This window comes from Dyadobacter fanqingshengii (assembly GCF_023822005.2).
GTDB classification, from domain to species: domain Bacteria; phylum Bacteroidota; class Bacteroidia; order Cytophagales; family Spirosomataceae; genus Dyadobacter; species Dyadobacter fanqingshengii.
Genome location: NZ_CP098806.1, coordinates 2,504,584 through 2,522,545, shown reverse-complemented (window position 1 = coordinate 2,522,545; position 17,962 = coordinate 2,504,584). Strand labels below are relative to the sequence as shown.

Below are 17,962 nucleotides of genomic sequence, written 5' to 3'. Positions count from 1 at the left end.
AAGTATCGAACAATATGGATGCCACCGATTTCAATGACCGCTTCGACTATGACGCCGACAACGACTTGCTTGGCGAGGGTGGTTTTGGGAAAATTTTCAAAGCCTGGGATAACGTGCGGAATGAGTTCATTGCCCTCAAAATGTCCAAGGTTGTGCCTGGTTTGGAGGAATTTAGCCTTTTGAGCGAGTATGAGAGGGTTAAGCAATTGGAACATCCCAATATTGCAAGATATATGGATTGCCGCCGGATCAAATTACCGGGCATAGGAACGCACGACATTGCGTTGATGAAATATTACGAGCATGGGAATCTTGCGCAATTATTAAAAAACCACACCCTGACCACCGGACAAAAAACCAAACTCATTGAAGGACTTCTGGATGGCATTTCCTATTTGCATAAGCTGAAACCTCTGATCATTCACAGCGACCTTAAACCCTCGAACATTCTGGTTGTGGAAAGGCGTGGGTTCTTTATTCCGTTAATCACTGATTTTGGAATAAGCCGCAGGGCAACAGTGGATGATAAATCATATGTTACCAATGTCACGGGCGCCGGCACATACGCCTATGCGGCCCCGGAGCAGTGGGAAGCAAAAGAACTGCGGCCTAATGCAGATTTGTGGAGCTTTGGTATCCTTGCCATTTATGTTTGGTTCAATGGTAAAAAACTCCCATTCCGTTCTGACGACATCAGCATTGCCACGGAGTCCGGAAGAATCGAATACATGAAACGTGTAATGGCCCTGGACTTTATTCCCGATCTGAAAGGGCTGCCGGAAATGTATCAAAAAATGATTGATGCGTGCCTGGTTATCAGTCCGCAAAACAGGGTAAAAACCGTAGATCAGCTGTACACAATCCTTCGCGGCGGCGAACCTGTCGTGGTGGATGAGCAAACCAAGGTTATGCCAAAGCCAGAGGCGGTGAAACCAAAGCATGTGGCCGTTGATGAAAAAACCAAGATCCTTCCGCAAATTCCGGAACCAGTGAAGGAAGTTGTAAAAGAGGAGCGACGGCCTCAGCCGGCCCCGCAACCCATTCCGGAAAAAAAGAAAAGTTACGTTATGCCCATTGCACTCGCATCTGCGGCAGTTATTGGGGGGCTGTCCTGGGTGTTGATCACCGCAGATCCAAAGCCGGCAGTAGTGAAATCAACACCAAATATACCGGTTGTTGCGGCCAAGCCTGTTGTGAAAGAAGCGCCTGTGCCCACTGTTATTAAACCTGTTGAAAAGCCTAAGAAAAAACTCCCGGTAAAGAATGCCGCCGCTGTGGTAAAAAAATCCAAAACGGACAGTAAGGCCGTGTATCACGTGGTAGAAGAGAGTCCGAGGTTCCCGGGTGGATCAATGGCAATGGAAAGCTGGGTTTCCAATAATATGCAGATGCCGGAAGCTGCTTCACGCTCCTTTATTTCCGGTGCTGTGCGTGTTTCGTTTGTGGTAAATGCCGATGGGACCCGTGAAGATATACAGGTGGTGAGAGGGCTCGGCTATGGCTGCGACGAGGAGGCAGTACGGCTTGTAAAAGCGATGCCCCGCTGGATCCCCGGCAGAACAGCCGGAAGCAGCGTACGGGTAAGGACGATTGCTGCTATAACGTTTGATTAATAAGTCCTCCCGATCACTTTGGCAACAGCTTCGCGGCTACCTCTTACTTGCAATTTTTGGTAAATGTGTTCGAGATGTTTGCGGATGGTTTTATCAGAAACAAAAAGCTTTTCGCTGATCTGCCTCACATTAAGCCCGCGCACCAGCCATTCCAGAATTTCATTTTCCCGCAGTGTAAGTTCCGCCGATTTTGAAACCGACTGGATCTGAATATCATTGGATCCCTGCCGAAGCAGATCCAGGGTTTTGGCGGCCATCAGTGGCGACATTGGGGCGCCTCCTTCCAGCACTTCGGATATGGCATTGATGATCTTATGCGGCTTTTCATCTTTCAGCAGATAGCCGGACGCACCCGCCTTGATCGCTTCGAAAAGTTTGGCATCATCATCAAACATGGTCAGGATCAGGATCTTTACCGAAGGATATTTTTCTTTCAGCAGACGGGTGGTCGTGATCCCGTCCATTTCAGCCATTTCAATGTCCATCAGGAAAACTTCCGGCAGCGCAGAATAGGCTAATTTCTTAAAAAGGTCTTTCCCGTTTATTGCCTTAAGTATAAGTTCAATGTCTTCGCTCAGAGACAATTTTTCCCATAAATCAGAGGCAATGGTGGGATTGTCTTCTACTAGTCCAATACTGATTTTAGGCATAGAATGGGGGGTTAACTTTGTAGAAAAAGAGAAAAGCGCCGCAATGTGGCAATAGCCCTTTTACAAAGTAACGAATCAGAAATCGCGCAAAAAATACGTCATTTGACGTATTTTGTTTTTCAAAGCGGGAATTCTACCAGCACTTTTGTGCCTTCTTTTGAGGAATCCAGTTCCAGCTTTCCGTTCAGTTCCTCAGCCCTTTTTCTGATATTTTCCAAACCATATCCCGGACAGATTTCCTGGCGGCAAAAGCCCTTGCCATTGTCATTAATGAGCACAGTAAAGCTGGTGTCGTCAATTGCGAGACAGACCGAAATGCTGGTTGCATCGGCATATTTCATCGCATTATTTACGGACTCCTGAACGATCCTGAAAATGGAAGATGCGACATGCGGTGAAAGCAGCGCTTCGCCGTCTCCGTAGGCCACAATGTTCAGTTTGGGATATTCCGATTCACAGGAAATGCGGGTAAGCAATCCCCGTACACGCTCTGTCAGCTGGCCATACGGAATCTCAGGCTGATTAAGAACCCAGATCGTCTCCCTCAATTGCTGAAAGGTTTCGCTGGTGAAATCCCGGAGATCCGCCAGTTGCGTCTGGTTCGCCTGGTTATTGAAAGCCATGATGTCGAGTCGCGAGATAATGTGCGTCAGCTGCGATCCGATACCATCATGTAAGTCCCGGGCAATGCGTTCGCGCTGGTTTTTCAGTTGAGAATGCAACAACGCACTTTCCTGCGAGAGGAATTTGACGGCTCTTTTCTTTGTGTGTCTGTCGGAGTCACCAAGCTTGTCATTGATCGACGAGCTTGTTTTGGTGACGGCAAGCACTGGATAATCATTAAATGAGGAAACGTTAGTCATGAGGTCGGGGGCGAAAATTACGTATATCAAATTTCTTTTAACTATTTAATAGCTACAATACTGATCATTCAGTAATTAGGAAGAAACCCTTACTAAATGCAGCCTGGGCGATGTCGAACGGATTATTGGATGGAGCACCTGATCTAGAGACCGATTTGTGCCGTTTTAAATGTGTTCATACCATTCGTCGGAATCCTTCGTCTGCACATCGTCCGTGTTCTCAGCAATTTCGTCTTCTGAATATAATTCATCTATTTGCTGGTCGAGGAGCTGGTCTTCTACAACCGGCAGCGCGCTGATATTTTCGACTTCTTCCTCTTCATGAACATATGCCGGATCCAGAAATTCGCGGTAGAACATTTCATTTCTGTAAACTAGTGGTTGATCATCGGAAAAGCGTTCGTAATGAAGCGAAACTGAGTCCCAATCTTCATTTAATACAGCCGTGGTCAATTCGGGAAACCTTGCCAGTGAACCTGTATTATAAACATAATCAAACAGGATCTGCTTTTGCCTACCCGACAGGTTTTCCCAATCCACGTTTTCCGGAACGGAATCAGCGTGCGCATTCACAAAATTTGCAATCTGGTCGATGGTGCGCTGCTCATATTCGGGGACAAGCACATTCTCAAAAAGGCTTCGCTGCTGCTGCTCTGTAATAAAGATCCCGCCCCGCTCCGCCACCCAGCTCGCAGCTTCCGGGCCAGTCTTGTCGGCCGCATCAATGAGTGCATATGCAGTCTCGGGATCGATGCCCGCATTGGTAAGGTCTGTATAAATTTCCTGAGGCGTGCGATGTCCCATATCATAACCAGGTCCAATGGTAACGCCCGATCTCCCTCCTGGAAAATGGGGGACCAAGCTCTGTCCCTGGTGGCCTATTTCCTGATGATAAGTAAAGGTATATTTTGTCATATGAAATAGTATTTTGTACTGCTGCGATACGACTCAGGCACCCGATTATTGTTTAAAAATACGATTTTGTTTTCTATTATCTACTCAGAAATTTTAAAGTTATTTTACGGTTCGTGCTACCAAAATATACGTCAATTGACGTATTGATTGCCAGTTTCGACCAACCTATTTTTGGCTTGTCAAAAGTGCAAAGTTCCCTTCTACCTAAACTTTATGCAGCCATGCACAATCGTTTACCACGGCATATCACCCTATTGTTGTCAATAATAATCTGTGGTAGCTCTATTGCGCAAACGCCGGCACGCAAACCCGACAAGATCTTCAAAATCGACCAGACCATAATGGAAGTCCTGATCGAGGAGGTAAATAAAACGGACATTGCCTACAAAAAAATAACCGATCCGAAAGGGCCGTTGTACGCCGTTCCAAAAAAAGAGGTGTGGAAAATCGTTTGGAATAATGGTGAAATAGAGGAAATAAACCCGCCCGCTCCTGCGACTGCAAAGACAAGAAAACCTACTGATCTGCTCGTTAGCAAGAAGAAAGCGGAGGAGAAATTCTGGGAGAAAAGCGGCATGTATGCCGGTGCCCGAATAGGCGCAGGATTGTCCCTTATGCCCAAATCGGCAGGGTTACTTGAAGGAACTGAACCGGCATATAGCGGCGGCATTGTTGTTGGTTTACATAAAAAAGCACTGGGAATTCAAATTCAGGCCCTATACACACAAGTGGGATATGGCGTATCAGTGCCGCTTGGATCAACAGGTGAAGTGACTAGCATCAAAGGCACACAATCGCAGCTCCTTTTACCATTAACCATCGTGGCGTCCCAGAAAGCTGGCCCGATCAGGATCGGCATTTCGGTGGGCGCATTTGGGGTCATGCAAGTGGGAACCGGCGGTTTGAAAGTGAGCGATGCAAATGGCAGCTCGACAATGAAAAACTGTGACACTTGCTCTGATAAAGGATTCGGCTTTGGCGTTACGGGGGGGCTGGGCATTACCATATTAGAGGGCCCGCGCCATGCTGTATTTATCAATGCAGACTGGTATCACAATCTGGAAGAAAATAAGGATTACAGGCCTGGGGAAACCAGCGTCAATACGCATTTGGGTTTGTTAAGCGCAGGAGTGCTGTTCCATTTTCCGGGCCGGCACTGATCAAAGATCTGATATGAAAATTAATTCTGGAACGATCATTCTATTTCTGGCTCTGCTTGTTGCTTCCCGTGCATTGTATGCCCAGGAGCGCTTCTACTTTCGGAACGGCAATACTTTCCCGCACCGGATCGTGGAAGCCAATGATAAGGAGATCAAATTTTTGGAACCAAAAGGCGATGCAACGATCAGGCGGGGCATTGACCGGGAGAATGTCGTGGTCGCATTTAATGCGCATGGTTTGTTTCTTGTGATAAAAGATCTGAGTACTGATCCCGAGGTTTCCCGTAAGTCACTTGAAAAGTTCTATAATGCCACTGGTCCGTCAACAGATTTGCTGATCAAATCCACACCGATAGAGGTGATCCCGGCTACGATCAGGATGGAAAATGATGCGATCAATTATCTTACTGAAGACAACAAACCCGCATCCATCAATAAAAATGACCTGGTAGCCATCATTTATCAGGACGGCAGGCACCAGCTGTTAAAAGACGCAGAGGAAGCAGAAAATTTGCTAAGTGCAGCTGCTGATAAGGTGTTGAAATACAGCAAACCCGCATCCAAAAGAAACAATGTGCCACCGGTGAAAGTGGCGACGCCGCCGCAGCCCGTTGCAGAGAAAACCAAGCAACCAGTGCTGTCGGAACAGGAATATAAGGAGTACAGACAAAAATCAATTACCAAAGTGGAGCAGTTCAGCGACTATCTGCAGGTGATCGTGGACAGAAGCTTTTCAATGAATGAAAGGGATTTGGCGATCAAAAACGCATTACAGCTTTTCCTGCCTGAAACACAAATTGAAGTTTCGTCAAAAAACAGAAAGGGAGTAACAAAGCTGCCCCTGGAAATGTATCTCAAACGCCTGAAAATGCTTCCATATGGAAATGTTCAGATCAAGTGGAGCCAGATCGAATATGTGAGCGAGCTGAAACAAGAGCAGGATGGCAATTACTACGGGACCATTGTCGGAAACCAGACATTCACTGGTTATGGTGAAAAAAATCAGAACATTCTTTACAGCGACATCACGAAAAAGAGCGTTCGAGTGAAGCTGGAAGCATATCAAAAGGAGATTGACGGGCAAAGTAAAACCAACTGGACGGTGCTGCTCGGGAACATTGGCGTTGTGGCTGACGAATAGTAATTCTATCATTTTAATGAAAAAGGTTTTGCTGCTTTTGTTGCTATGTATGGTTGTGTGGGACATGAATGCGTCGCCGCAGGCACTGCATATTGTTGGACAGGCCAATGATGTGCGCTCGGGCGCAAGCGTGTCGGGTGTATCCTTTTACATTGAAAAGGAAAACCAGCGCACATTGCTTTCATCAACTGACGAGCAGGGACATTTCAGCTTCGACTTGCTTTCGGACGCGACAAAGCTCATTATCGAAAAAAAAGGATATCGCTTGATAAGTACAGGTATTTCAACCTATAAGAACACGGGAAAAAGGATTGATTTTTTTGTTAAAATACCATTAATACCCCTTGATGCACAGGCAAATGATACGCCTTACATGCAGAGCCAGCAAACGCAGTACACGGTAGAAAACGAGCAAAAGAAGAAGACTGCCATCGTACGAAAATTTTTTGTTTCTGATGCCGTAAACGGTTCGGCTGTGAGAAAAGGAACATTGTGTTTTGAATTCACAAGAAACGCCAAAAAAGAATGCAAGGAGCTTAATGAGGAACCGGTTATGTCCTTTGCTGAGTCTGACATTGTGGGATTTACCGTCTCCGCAGAGGGATATCAGGAATACACAGGAAACCTTATCCTGGAAAAAATGGATGAAAGACCGGGCAAATATGACATTAAACTTACGCCGGAAATCACCATGCTTTCCTTGAACATTAGCGGAAATCCATTGGTGGCTTCGTGTAAACTCACGGCCGATTCAGGCGGAGAGATCGTATTGCCCGCTTTGGATAAAATGGCCTATTCGGCTCTGGTGCGTGCAGGAAACTATCGCCTTACCGTATTTGACAGGAAAATGGCACTGATCCATTCCGAAAAAGTTTCAGTGGCAAAGGGACTGAATTTCATGGGCCTTGTGGTCGGAAACAAACCAATTCCCGTTCGGGAGGCGCCGGTAGCGAAAGCGGAAACAGCGCCTGTAAAAGCAGAAGGGCTGGATTCTTTGGAAACGCTTACGATCTATTTCAATCAAAGCGATTACACATTCAAAGCCGATGAGAAAGCAAAGCTCGATGCGCTTGCAGAATGGCTGAAAATAAATAACAACAAGAAAGTCAGGGTAGTAGGCCACACGGATAATGTGGGTAGTACAAAACTGAACATTACGCTTTCCGAGTTCAGGGCCAAGGTGATCCGGCATTACCTGTTATCCAGGAAGGTAAGTGAGAAGCAAATTTTATGGGCTGGGGTGGGTGGAAAGTATCCGGCCGTTAAAAACGATACTGAAGAGAACAAACGATTGAACAGAAGGGTCGAAATTTCGATGCTCCCTTAAAACCGAGACCAAAATCACTAAACGATATAGCTTATGCGATTGATTTTTACCACCTGCTTTTACCTGGCCGTACAGGCTCTCACATACGCGCAAACCCAGGAGCTCTCACCTGCCGACATTAAAGAGATCCGGGCAGAGGCCAGGAAGGTTGTAGAAGTGCAGCTCAACGACCTCCTGAACACCGTTGCCCTGGACAACATTACGGAAAGCAATAAGCAGCTTTTGATATACGACAGCTATTTGCCCAGCCAGAACCAGGTTTTTTATGGAGACAAGGCTATGGTGGAAGACGATATCAATCCGGATAATACGGTAAAAAAGTCTGGGCCGGACCTGCCGATCCGAAAATATCTGGATGATCTTAAATTGTATTACAACAAAAGCCCCAAATACAGTATCAAAATTACGGAGGTCTCGGTGGGTCAGGTGCAGCAAAAGGAATATCCATATGTTCAGGTGACATTTAAAACATTATTCACCAACACACACAGGCAAAAGACAACCAAATATGAAAACGTATATAGGGTAGCGGAATTGCGTGCAGACAAGCCGGACAAACAATGGATCGTGCTGATAACGAGAATCGGTTATTATCAGCCATCAGCAAACACAGTTGCGTCCGCACCGACCGTAGCAGCAACTGCGCCGGTTGTTGCATCAGCGCCTGCCACGGTTAAAAAACCGGAGGAAACTAAAAAGGTGGAGGAAGTCAAAAAGCCTGCTTTTGCTGCTCCGGAAAAGACACAGGTAACCGCGGTTGCAAACAAGGAATCGGACAATGCTCCAAAAAAAGAAGCGCCGGCAAAAAGTACGGTAAAGGAAGAGGTTCCCGTGGCAGAATTGAAAAAACCGGAAGTTTCGGAGAAGAAAGAAGCACCAAAAACAGAGCCGAAAAAGGAAACTCCTGCTACCGTAAAGCCGGGTGAGAAGTCTCCCGAAATGGTCCCGACAGCTCCCAAGGACAGGCGAACAGTGACTTTAAATGCAGAAATGGCCTCTTTGGAAAAAAAGGCAGCAAAATATAAGCGGGAAAGCACGCTTATCCGGGCAGGTGCAGGCATCGCGGTGGTGGCCTCAATAGCAACGGGTGTCATTTTGTATGGTGCTTACAATGATTACAAATCCGAAATAGACAAAAATAATGCCGCTTTCGACCGGTGGTATGATACGGAAGTTGGGGGCGTAAGAAATGGTGAAAGATTCAATTCGCGCGCAAGTTATCATGCCAAACCCAACAGCCTGATCTCTTTTGCCAGCCCGGGCATTTTTGTGGCAGGCGCAGGTATCATTGCGGGTGGGGTGCTCTGGTTTGTGGGCAGCAAAAGTGCTAAGGAAGCCAAACGCTACAATAAATTGCTCGAACAGAAAAGAAAGCAGATCGTTGTCTCCCCCCAATGGAACGGCACCCAACGATATGCAGGGGTTCATTTGACGTACCAGTTTTAACTGATTTTTAAACCCGACGGAAATGATTTCCAAAATATCCCTCATATGCATTGCATTATTAACCGTCGCCTGCTCGATGCAGGAGCCCGGTGCGCCGAAGGCGGACTTCGAAACGTCAACTGCCGACTGCCAGGCACCTTGTCAGGTCGATTTTAAGGATTTGTCTGAAAATAAAGGGGTTTACAATTGGAAATACGACTGGGCTTTCAAAGACAGTACGAGCTTTTCATCAGATCAGAATCCGGTTTTCAAATTTACCAAGGCAGGAAAATACCAGGTTGTTTTAACCATCAGTAATGCAAAATATGGAAGTGACAGCGCAGAAAAAACCATTACTATTACCGCACCCATTGCCCCGGTAGCCCAATTTAGTTTTACCGGCAACAATTGCCAGGCTCCCTGTGAGATAAGCTTTACGAACCTATCTACAAATGCAAAAACCTATAAGTGGGAATTCGGGGACAGCAGTGCGATAAATACAGACCAAACTCCTAAGCACACATTTAACAAGGCCGGCGCATATAAAGTCATATTAACGGCCCTCAACGAAACCGTGAGTGACACCGCTGTGAAGATTGTGACCATTCTGGCGGTATCCAAAGCACCGGAAGCTGAGTTCGATATCGTCGCCAAAGACACAACCCGCTCCGACTCAACAGTTTTTTCTTTCATCAATAAATCGAAGAATGCGACAAGTTATTTATGGGATTTCGGGGATAAAATCCAGATCGCAACCGCTTCACCAACGCACGCATTTCCACGCACCAATAAAGACGTCACCTACACCGTTTCTCTTTCCGCCATTTCGGGTAGTCAGGTGAATAAAAAAACGAAAACCCTTACTGTCAAAAAGAAATAGCAAGTCGAGCTTATGAAAAGAATTTTAATTCAATTGTCGTTCATATCAATCATTTTCAGCTGTCACGAGGAGCTGCCACCGCAGCCGGTTGCCAAATTCACTTTTACCAATGGAGATTGTATAGCACCGTGCGATGTAACATTTACCAGTGGCTCTGAGCATGCAAATACTTTGGAGTGGGATTTTAATGATGGGACACCTATCGAGAAAGGAGTGACAATCACACATAAGTTTGCAAAAGGGAAGAACTATTCGGTAAAGCTCATTGCGAAAAGCAAAGATGGCGGAAGCAGCGGCGCGCAGCAAATGGTGGAGGTCAAACCGGAGCCAGCAACACCACCGGAAGCGGATTTTAAGCACACCATGAGCAATGATAGCATTGCGCCTTCGAAAGTAACATTTGACAACCAATCCGGGAATGCCACGCGATACGAATGGGATTTTGGCGATCCCAACGCGACGACCGACAATCCAAATAAAAGCACGGATGAAAACCCATCGCATACTTACAGCAAACCCGGGAAGTACAAGGTTACATTGACTGCTTACAATGCGGATGGGAAAGTTTCAACAAAAACCATTGAGATTGAAATCAAATCAGTAAAGGCGGTCGCCGATTTTACATTCACAGGCGGTGACTGTCAAGCACCTTGTGAAGTGACATTTACCAATAAGTCCACAAGCGCCAAAACATACAGCTGGGATTTTGGCGACGACAGTCCGAAGAGTAATGAGCCCTCCCCCAAGCATACTTACGCAAAGGATGGGACTTATACGGTTACGCTGACAGTGACCGGAGAAGGCGGGCAGACGAGTGTGAAAGAAGAGAAGGTGGTTATTAAAAAGGGAGATGTAAATGCAGTGAGCATTAAGAGTGAATTCAATCAACCTAGCGATATTATCGCTGATGCAAGCGGGAACATTTACGTATGCGGGCAGACACAAGGCGAAACGATATTTGGTGATGGCAAGAGCTATTCTTCCGGACCAAATCGAAAGAATGACTTCTTTATCGCAAAATATAATAGTGCCGGACAAGTGATATGGGCCCATGTGGATGGAAGTGCCGAGAATGACAATGGTCGCGCGATGGCATTGGATGACAGAGGGAATGTATACCTCACCGGTTACGTTGGCGGTGCGATGCGCATCAATAACATTACGCCCCAGGGAAATTCCGATGGTTTCGTTGCTAAGTTTAATGCAGCAGGTGAGCGTCAATGGTTTACCCTTTTCGGGGGCCCTAACAGCGATGATGGTGCAGCTCTGGCGTTTTTCAATACGCCCGAAGGCCCGAGAGTGTATTTAGCGGGCAATGTCACAGGTGACCCGAGAAGAAACAACATCAACTTTTTCAATGGTGAACCAGCAACGTCTGCCGTCGACGAGGATATTGTTTTTGTGTTTTTGGATGCAAATGATGGAGTGATCAGACAACCAACCATACTGAGATCGAATGGGAATCAGCGGGTTAATGCACTAAAAGTGGATGCGGATGGGAATGCTTATATGGTTGGGACTTTCAGCGGCACGCTTATTTTCCCAGGCGCGGATCCGGGTTTGGAGGCCATTGGGCAGTCAGATGCCTTTGTTGCAAAATGGATATTAAACCCGGGTCGTTTCCAATGGGCGAGAAGGGCGGGATCTCCCAATGAAGATTCTGGATATGATGTGGTGATCGACAATGGCAGGAATGTATATGCCACCGGTACGTATATCGGCCCTTTAACCCCTTTGGGTGTAGGAAGCAGAGGGGACGTCAATGTGTTCCTGGGAAGATGGAATGCGGACGGAAGTACGAATAATGCGATACCCTGGGGCCGAAGTGGTTTCAACAATGGCAACAACGATTTTCCAGGTGGTCTCGCCATAAGTCCGGGCGGAAATATCTTAATATCCGGATCATATCCCGGAACAGGAAGTTTTCCTTTTGAAACTAAAACTTTTGAATCTCAGGGAAGCACGGATATGATCGTCGCAGAAGTCGGGGTAGGGAATGGATTAGCGACTGGCAGATTTCAGGTGACGGGAGGTGGGAGAGGGGAAGACACGGGAAGGAAAATTTGCGTATCGCCAGATGGTCACGTTTACAGCACAGGATACTTCTCGGGGGCTGCAACACTCAACGGAACTGAACTTAGCACTGCATCAGCTATGCCAAATACATACATTGTGAAATACAAATACTAACAGCACATGGGAAAACCAGCTGCAAGAATAGGCGATATGCACGTTTGCCCGATGGTAACCGGCATCGTACCACACGTAGGCGGCCCCGTCGTCGGCCCCGGCGTCCCAACCGTCCTCATCGGCGGAATGCCCGCCGCAGTCTCAGGTGACATGTGCGTATGCACCGGCCCGCCCGACACCATTGTGCTCGGATCTACAGGGGTTTTCATCGGTGGAAAACCAGCGGCTAGAATGGGCGATATGTGTGCGCATGGCGGGACGATTGTGGTTGGATTGCCGACGGTTTTGATTGGTGAGACGTATGCGGGTAGTGCTGCTGCCGGAGCGCCTCCGGCGGCGTTGGCAGCAGGGTTGAAAGATGCGCCGGACAAAGTTGTTAAGGCGGTGAATCAGGCGGTGACAATGAAAAAGGCGGCGGATAACGGAGTTCCTTTTTGTGAGAAGTGTGAGGCTGCGAGGAAAGCAGGTTAAATAACGGTCTTTCATGTTGAGAATCAAGGTAAAGCAAATCGAGGCAATGGAAGCGGTGCTGCTGAAAAGGATAGAAGAAAATGCATTATCTTTTTTCAAACGCAGGACTAAAAATCGAATAGGAGATGCAGAGGCTCGAATGTATATCAGCCACATTATTTCCAAGGTGTCCAGATACAATATTTTTGAAGAAAAGGACATTTTGAATTTTCTGAGACTGTGTATCACCAATGGGCTGGATTTTGAACATGAAGAAGAATTTAGCTGGGCAATGGATATTCTTGTCACCAGAAATTTGTCCGGTGGAGAAAAGATGTACCGAATTGAAAAAGGGTTTTCATAAAAACGTTTCGTCATGCCCGTAGGAAGTGCAATACAATCTTGTCCATATGCTGAGGGGAAGCAGGAAGAGCAGGACCCTGCAAAAAAGTGGATCGAATTTTATATGCAGGATGCTAACGGAAGTCCTGTGGCAGGTGTGACGCTTGTACTGAAGTTGTCTGATGGCAATGTTGTAGAAGCAACATCCGATGAAACCGGTATTATCCACATCACCAATGTACCTGACGGTTCATGTGAATTGTTGTCAAACTGGAAAACCTTCGACGTCCATAGTAGCGTATTTATCAATTAAATGCCATGCTGAAAATTACTGAGGTAATAAAATACAAAGTGAAGGATGGTGATTCAATCGAATCCCTTTCCAAATCTCATAATATGTCTTGGCAAGAGCTGGCGAAATTCAATTTCGGGACGGACGAACCAGACGAGATTAACCATTTCTTGCGAAGTCAGGTAGGCTGCTTTAAAAAAACAAAGGACAAAAAGAATTTCGTATTCACAAGTAAAGACGACCCAGGCATCATCTACATTCCTAAAAATTTAAAAAAGCGAACATTCGGAACCAATAGGTCGCATCCGATAACAGTCGAGCAACTCAAGCCCAAAGAATTCATACCATCGAAAGTCATGGTCTATTTCCGGCCCAAAGTGGATTGGAAAGGTGAATATGGTTTCGATTGGCTTCGAGTGATCGATGACGTACTTCTTAAAACTAGCGAAAGTACGTGGATATCGACTGAACACTATGAAGATATTATCAATGGTGGCTACAACGGCGTGCCCTACTCAACCGGGCACACCAAAGATGAAGCGTTAAAGCAGTTAAAAGAAAGAGAGTATCGCATCATGAAGACACACATTCCTGAGGAACCGGAGTATTTCGTACCATATTTAAATTTGTTTCCAAAAGGTATTGAAGGGTTAGAGTTGGCGCCTTGCCAAGCGGAATTACAGATAGGCGTGGCTGTGAGGGACGAAGAGCCGCTTGTCATTGATCTGGAATACAATAGAAACCTTTTTCAGGTTGATAAAGATGTCCTCAGCGACAAGGCTGTCAATAAGAAAAAACTTTCAGATGACGGCACGCTTAGAATTACGTGTATTCATGAATTTGAAGACACACAGGAAATTAAGGTGCTAGCTTATCCTAAAACCTGGCGGCTCGGTGAGCCGATACCCGTTGCTGGAAAAATTGTTGTTTGCCCCAATAATGATATTAAAGAACTGAAACTGATCTTAATAAGGGTGAAAACAAAAATTGATGGGATCAGTGAGTTTTTAGGGGAGTTTACAAGCAAAGAAAAACAAAATTTAAAAAATGCCCTACATCAGGCGCTCGTTTTAGGAGACATGGAAGACTATACCAAAGAGAACAATATTTTCGACGAGGAAATTGATATTGTCAGCCAGTTATTATCAATGGACATGGGGGAAACGAACTTTTTGGATTTGTCCGGAGACCCTCATTTTCAATTTAGTGAAGGGATAGCAGGCAAATTTGTGGATGAGGCGACACTGGAATTAAACATTGGATATAGAGAGGAGGACGAAGAAGAGCAGGCGCTGTTTCCTTATTTAGAAAATGCTTTTCGAGAACAAGTAGGATCTGACAAATACGATAATCATTTTTTGGTTTTTGCATTTGCTGAGCGTGTTACGTTAAGTAAGGGAAGAATTTTATTGGGTCAAATAAAAAGCACCAATGATGTTTTTCAGAAAAATCTAATCCTATTTAGTGGAAGAGATAATCTCACATTAAATCATGAGGTTCTACATGGACTTGGTCTTCGCCATACACATAAAGAAAAGCCAGAGGATGAGTTCGAACCCAACGAAGCGGCAACATACACCTTCAATTTTGAAACGACAGACAACGTGATGAGTTACGCGAGTAATCCGTTCTCTACATGGCACTGGCAGTGGAGTCTTTTGAGGAAAAGTCTAGCAAGTATTGAATGAAAAATTCTCTCTTAGTACTTTTTCTAATCATAAACTATGTCTGTAATGGGCAGAAAGGACAACAGATGGAACGTTTAGATATTTTGAATTTTAAAAAGCATGCTATCAATGGTGAATATGTATTTGTCACAGAAGACAAGATGAAGATTAGGCAGTGGAGATCAAGCCCTGAATCAATAATACAAGAAAGCGCACTTGTTAACTCCACGGAGACACTTTACCACGAATTCGATTCACAGTCCGGTCAGATTAAGATTACGGGTAAGCGATTTTACGGCTTTCCTGTTGGCGAATGGAAGCAATTTTCAAAAGATGGGAGCTTATTAAAAAGCTGGAATGAAGATCGAAATTATGACTTTAATGTTGAACAATTAGTTGCCAAAGTAAAAGAGCTAGGATTTAATCTGAAAATCAGTTCACCGGGTGTATGGGTATCCAGAACGAGAAATGGACTTCCATTCTATTATGTGACATACCCTGTCAGTGCGAAAAGCCCTTATGTGGTATATAAGGTCAAAATTGATGGGAAAACAGGCAAAATTTTGAGTCAAGAAGAGATCAAAACAAGAAACTAATTTTGTATTCCCTATTTAGATAATAACCGTCCCCCCATGCCCACAACTCTCCTCCTAGACGCTGCACGCATGGAAGATGCCATGGATCGGGCACGGGGACTGAATCCGTTGCACGCTTCGCTTTATCGTAACAAAGATGGCCAGGATGAGATTCTTCCTTCTGTGGCGCCGTTTTTGTTCGAATATCCCTATACGGCCGATTTTGTGGAATTTGTGATGAACGAGGGGTGGGGTAATTCCTGGGGTCTTTGGGTGGAGAGTAATGCTGAGTTTGAGGAACTGTACAAGCATTTCCGGCGCTTCCTGATGGTGCAGACGGAAGAAGGACAGGAGCTGTATTTCCGGTTTTATGATCCCCGGGTTTTGCGGATTTTTCTTCCTACATGCGATCAGGATCAACTGGCGGAGTTCTTTGGGCCTGTTAGCCAGTTTATTATGGAAGACGAAGATCCGGCTTTTTGCATCCTCTTTTCACTTTGGCAGGGCCAATTGTTCGTCGACCGCCAGGATGCTTCGTTATTGAAGTATATTCTGAATGATGAGATCAGCCGCTGAAACCGGATTGCCGGCTTAACGATTACATTCGTAAGTGTAGGTGTTATCTCCTCCAAACAGGTTCGATTTTAATGGGTAACCCTGCTCGTTATATTGCGAGAATGAGGTTGATTCATTGGTCTGGGTTTCGACAATTGAACCAGCCTTGAAAATTAATTTCGTGTAACTGATGACATTTGAAACCACCGCGCCTTCTGGCTTCAAGTAAGATGGATGTCCTAAAAATGTGGGCGTGAGCAGGTTAATGTTGTTATTGGAGTCATATCTCCATTCTTCCACACAAGTGAAATCAACTGCCGGATCTGTGAACGTCTTTTTGGTGATTTGACCCTTATTATCGTATTCAAATTTAAGTTTCCCATTGTCTGTGAACGCAATCTCGGAAATCCGGTTGTTGGCAAGGACGTATGCTGTTACGCGGTAGGCTTTGCTGAAAGTTTGATATTTAAGGGTGTAGATCTCCGATGAGTTTTCATTACTTGGGTTAATCGAAGTAAGCAATCCCGTTTCAGAGTAGTTGTAGACCGTCCCGTCCACATTCACTTTTGAAACATTATAGTTTGCGTGATATTCATACTGCAACGTTGACCTGCCTATCGTGCTTCCTCCGGCAGGATTGTTTCTGTCCTTGACAGTCGTTCTTAAAATCTCGGTGGAAGACAATAGACCATCATTATTGTATTTGTGAGTAAATCTTCCGGAACTTACCTCCACTACAACCTGGCTATTGTTTCTCACGGATAAAGTATAATTTCGGCCGGTTACAAAACCATCTGCATAAGCATATTCGTTGACGATCCGGGAGACCGGAGCACCCGAAACTTCATTTTCTATTTCTGTGCTCCGAAGCGGGAAATCATTTGCGTCATAGCTGAAAAGCGCTTCGTAGATTCCGCTGATCGGATGCTGTCTTGTTTGCTTGGTAAATTTACACTTCGCGTAAATCTGCACGATTTTCCTTTTCATACTGGTCAAATTTCCATTTCTGGTTACAAGTATGACATTATATGCTCCTGCGCGTTTGTAATTGTGTTTTGGTGAAAGATTTGTTGATAGACCTCCGTCTCCGAAATTCCATAGATAAGTGATCCCACTCGTGGATTTGTTTGTGAATGTTACATCACAATTATACGTGCAGTTTTCTCCTGAAATATCAAATTCTGCGGTAGGTTGCACCGACTGAGGCGCGGTTACCTTTAATGTCTTGGTCAGTGTGTCGTTCGGGAGGCCATTTGCCTTTGCAATTAATGTAATGGCATAACTGCGGGCGTCATTTAAAGTGCGGTTGAATTTTAGCTCACGCGTTTCAAAAGGTGTGTTATCTCCAAAAAACCATGTGTAAGAGGTGGAATTGATGGAGGTGTTGGTAATGGATACGGTGCAGGGAGCGGGGCATTCAATGGCCGGATCGAGTTCAAAAATTGCTTTGGGTAGCGGTCTGTCAGGTTTATCCACTTTCACGATTTTGGAAATCCCATTGGATCCGCCACCATTTTTAGCTATTAACCTCACATTAAAATCGCCCCCGATTTTGAAATTATGTATGATCTCGACGTCACTACTGGTCACAATGGTGGACGAGTCTCCAAAATCCCATTCATAAGCACTCGCATTGCGCGAAGTGTTTTTGAATGTCGCAGGCACACCAGCCTTTATTGTTCCCGCAGGCACTTCGAAATCTGCTTCTGGAAACTCGATTTCTTTGTGACAGGAAAGAAAAAGCGTCAGGAAAATCGATAATATAAAAGCCTTTATCATCAGAATATCTTTTTACCCTCACATACAAACCAGCAGTAAGGTCCCAATTTCTGTTAATAAAGGTAAAATCAAGGCCAGGCAGTCGCAATACGTCATTTGACGTATTTTGGAAATTCCGCTCTCCCAAAGTTCTGCTTG

16 protein-coding genes and 1 pseudogene are annotated in these 17,962 nt (G+C 45.4%); 13 read left to right on the top strand and 4 right to left on the bottom strand.

Going from position 1 to position 17,962, the window contains the following annotated elements; translation table 11 throughout:
• The first annotated feature begins 14 nt into the window (after positions 1 to 14).
• Complete coding sequence (locus NFI81_RS10510; RefSeq protein WP_234612483.1) at positions 15 to 1,613, top strand: TonB family protein; 1,599 nt, start codon at positions 15 to 17, stop codon at positions 1,611 to 1,613.
• Here the strand turns inward: NFI81_RS10510 and NFI81_RS10505 are convergent.
• From NFI81_RS10505 to NFI81_RS10495, 3 genes are all read right to left on the bottom strand, one after another.
• The gene (locus tag NFI81_RS10505) at positions 1,610 to 2,263 is read right to left on the bottom strand and encodes a response regulator transcription factor (RefSeq protein WP_234612484.1); all 654 of its coding nucleotides are present in this window, start codon (positions 2,261 to 2,263) and stop codon (positions 1,610 to 1,612) included. The genes NFI81_RS10510 and NFI81_RS10505 overlap by 4 nt on opposite strands.
• Before the next feature lie 119 nt (positions 2,264 to 2,382).
• On the bottom strand, positions 2,383 to 3,126 hold the full coding sequence (locus NFI81_RS10500; protein WP_234612485.1) for a sensor histidine kinase: 744 nt from the start codon (positions 3,124 to 3,126) through the stop codon (positions 2,383 to 2,385).
• Positions 3,127 to 3,291: 165 nt separating this feature from the next.
• Positions 3,292 to 4,041 carry a pesticin C-terminus-like muramidase gene (locus tag NFI81_RS10495; protein WP_234612487.1) on the bottom strand — a complete coding sequence of 250 codons (750 nt, stop codon included), beginning with the start codon at positions 4,039 to 4,041 and terminating at the stop codon, positions 3,292 to 3,294.
• A gap of 221 nt (positions 4,042 to 4,262) precedes the next feature.
• Here NFI81_RS10495 and NFI81_RS10490 point away from each other — a divergent pair, with 221 nt between their 5' ends.
• The 12 genes and pseudogenes from NFI81_RS10490 (at position 4,263) to NFI81_RS10435 (ending at position 16,066) form a co-directional block, all read left to right on the top strand.
• Complete coding sequence (locus tag NFI81_RS10490; protein WP_234612489.1) at positions 4,263 to 5,201, top strand: hypothetical protein; 939 nt, start codon at positions 4,263 to 4,265, stop codon at positions 5,199 to 5,201.
• Positions 5,202 to 5,214: 13 nt separating this feature from the next.
• Complete coding sequence (locus tag NFI81_RS10485) at positions 5,215 to 6,342, top strand: hypothetical protein (RefSeq protein WP_234612491.1); 1,128 nt, start codon at positions 5,215 to 5,217, stop codon at positions 6,340 to 6,342.
• 16 nt (positions 6,343 to 6,358) lie between these two features.
• Positions 6,359 to 7,669 carry an OmpA family protein gene (locus NFI81_RS10480; protein WP_234612493.1) on the top strand — a complete coding sequence of 437 codons (1,311 nt, stop codon included), beginning with the start codon at positions 6,359 to 6,361 and terminating at the stop codon, positions 7,667 to 7,669.
• 33 nt (positions 7,670 to 7,702) lie between these two features.
• Positions 7,703 to 9,115 (top strand): hypothetical protein, encoded by a 1,413-nt coding sequence (locus tag NFI81_RS10475; protein WP_234612495.1) that lies wholly within the window; start codon positions 7,703 to 7,705, stop codon positions 9,113 to 9,115.
• Between the two features lie 22 nt (positions 9,116 to 9,137).
• A complete protein-coding gene (locus NFI81_RS10470) occupies positions 9,138 to 9,974 on the top strand; it encodes a PKD domain-containing protein (RefSeq protein ID WP_234612496.1) in 837 nt (278 codons plus the stop codon).
• A 12-nt stretch (positions 9,975 to 9,986) separates the two neighbouring features.
• Positions 9,987 to 12,164 carry a PKD domain-containing protein gene (locus tag NFI81_RS10465; RefSeq protein ID WP_234612497.1) on the top strand — a complete coding sequence of 726 codons (2,178 nt, stop codon included), beginning with the start codon at positions 9,987 to 9,989 and terminating at the stop codon, positions 12,162 to 12,164.
• Positions 12,165 to 12,170: 6 nt separating this feature from the next.
• Positions 12,171 to 12,458, top strand: a pseudogene (locus NFI81_RS10460) (PAAR domain-containing contractile injection system baseplate protein); the annotation flags it as partial.
• A 190-nt stretch (positions 12,459 to 12,648) separates the two neighbouring features.
• Positions 12,649 to 12,978: a hypothetical protein gene (locus tag NFI81_RS10455; protein WP_234612498.1), complete on the top strand. Its 330-nt coding sequence runs from the start codon at positions 12,649 to 12,651 to the stop codon at positions 12,976 to 12,978.
• Between the two features lie 12 nt (positions 12,979 to 12,990).
• Positions 12,991 to 13,269, top strand: a complete 279-nt coding sequence (locus NFI81_RS10450) for a carboxypeptidase-like regulatory domain-containing protein (protein WP_234612499.1) — start codon at positions 12,991 to 12,993, stop codon at positions 13,267 to 13,269.
• 5 nt (positions 13,270 to 13,274) lie between these two features.
• Positions 13,275 to 14,936, top strand: a complete 1,662-nt coding sequence (locus NFI81_RS10445) for a LysM peptidoglycan-binding domain-containing protein (RefSeq protein WP_234612500.1) — start codon at positions 13,275 to 13,277, stop codon at positions 14,934 to 14,936.
• Entirely contained in the window at positions 14,933 to 15,511 is a 579-nt protein-coding gene (locus tag NFI81_RS10440; protein ID WP_254410612.1) for a hypothetical protein, read from the top strand. Before NFI81_RS10445 ends, NFI81_RS10440 begins: the two co-directional genes overlap by 4 nt.
• Before the next feature lie 36 nt (positions 15,512 to 15,547).
• Positions 15,548 to 16,066 (top strand): DUF4123 domain-containing protein, encoded by a 519-nt coding sequence (locus NFI81_RS10435; protein ID WP_234612502.1) that lies wholly within the window; start codon positions 15,548 to 15,550, stop codon positions 16,064 to 16,066.
• Positions 16,067 to 16,081: 15 nt separating this feature from the next.
• Here NFI81_RS10435 and NFI81_RS10430 read toward each other — a convergent pair whose 3' ends face one another.
• Complete coding sequence (locus tag NFI81_RS10430; protein WP_234612503.1) at positions 16,082 to 17,824, bottom strand: PKD domain-containing protein; 1,743 nt, start codon at positions 17,822 to 17,824, stop codon at positions 16,082 to 16,084.
• Between the last annotated feature and the right edge of the window lie 138 nt (positions 17,825 to 17,962).

Excerpts from the sequence above, each read along its gene's own strand:
- NFI81_RS10450 (WP_234612499.1), top strand. The coding sequence starts at position 12,991 with ATGCCCGTAGGAAGTGCAATACAATCTTGTCCATATGCTGAGGGGAAG.
- NFI81_RS10505 (WP_234612484.1), bottom strand. The coding sequence starts at position 2,263 with ATGCCTAAAATCAGTATTGGACTAGTAGAAGACAATCCCACCATTGCC.
- NFI81_RS10475 (WP_234612495.1), top strand. The coding sequence starts at position 7,703 with ATGCGATTGATTTTTACCACCTGCTTTTACCTGGCCGTACAGGCTCTC.
- NFI81_RS10490 (WP_234612489.1), top strand. The coding sequence starts at position 4,263 with ATGCACAATCGTTTACCACGGCATATCACCCTATTGTTGTCAATAATA.
- NFI81_RS10440 (WP_254410612.1), top strand. The coding sequence starts at position 14,933 with ATGAAAAATTCTCTCTTAGTACTTTTTCTAATCATAAACTATGTCTGT.
- NFI81_RS10495 (WP_234612487.1), bottom strand. The coding sequence starts at position 4,041 with ATGACAAAATATACCTTTACTTATCATCAGGAAATAGGCCACCAGGGA.
- NFI81_RS10445 (WP_234612500.1), top strand. The coding sequence starts at position 13,275 with ATGCTGAAAATTACTGAGGTAATAAAATACAAAGTGAAGGATGGTGAT.
- NFI81_RS10470 (WP_234612496.1), top strand. The coding sequence starts at position 9,138 with ATGATTTCCAAAATATCCCTCATATGCATTGCATTATTAACCGTCGCC.
- NFI81_RS10510 (WP_234612483.1), top strand. The coding sequence starts at position 15 with ATGGATGCCACCGATTTCAATGACCGCTTCGACTATGACGCCGACAAC.
- NFI81_RS10430 (WP_234612503.1), bottom strand. The coding sequence starts at position 17,824 with ATGATAAAGGCTTTTATATTATCGATTTTCCTGACGCTTTTTCTTTCC.
- NFI81_RS10500 (WP_234612485.1), bottom strand. The coding sequence starts at position 3,126 with ATGACTAACGTTTCCTCATTTAATGATTATCCAGTGCTTGCCGTCACC.
- NFI81_RS10435 (WP_234612502.1), top strand. The coding sequence starts at position 15,548 with ATGCCCACAACTCTCCTCCTAGACGCTGCACGCATGGAAGATGCCATG.
- NFI81_RS10485 (WP_234612491.1), top strand. The coding sequence starts at position 5,215 with ATGAAAATTAATTCTGGAACGATCATTCTATTTCTGGCTCTGCTTGTT.
- NFI81_RS10480 (WP_234612493.1), top strand. The coding sequence starts at position 6,359 with ATGAAAAAGGTTTTGCTGCTTTTGTTGCTATGTATGGTTGTGTGGGAC.
- NFI81_RS10455 (WP_234612498.1), top strand. The coding sequence starts at position 12,649 with ATGTTGAGAATCAAGGTAAAGCAAATCGAGGCAATGGAAGCGGTGCTG.
- NFI81_RS10465 (WP_234612497.1), top strand. The coding sequence starts at position 9,987 with ATGAAAAGAATTTTAATTCAATTGTCGTTCATATCAATCATTTTCAGC.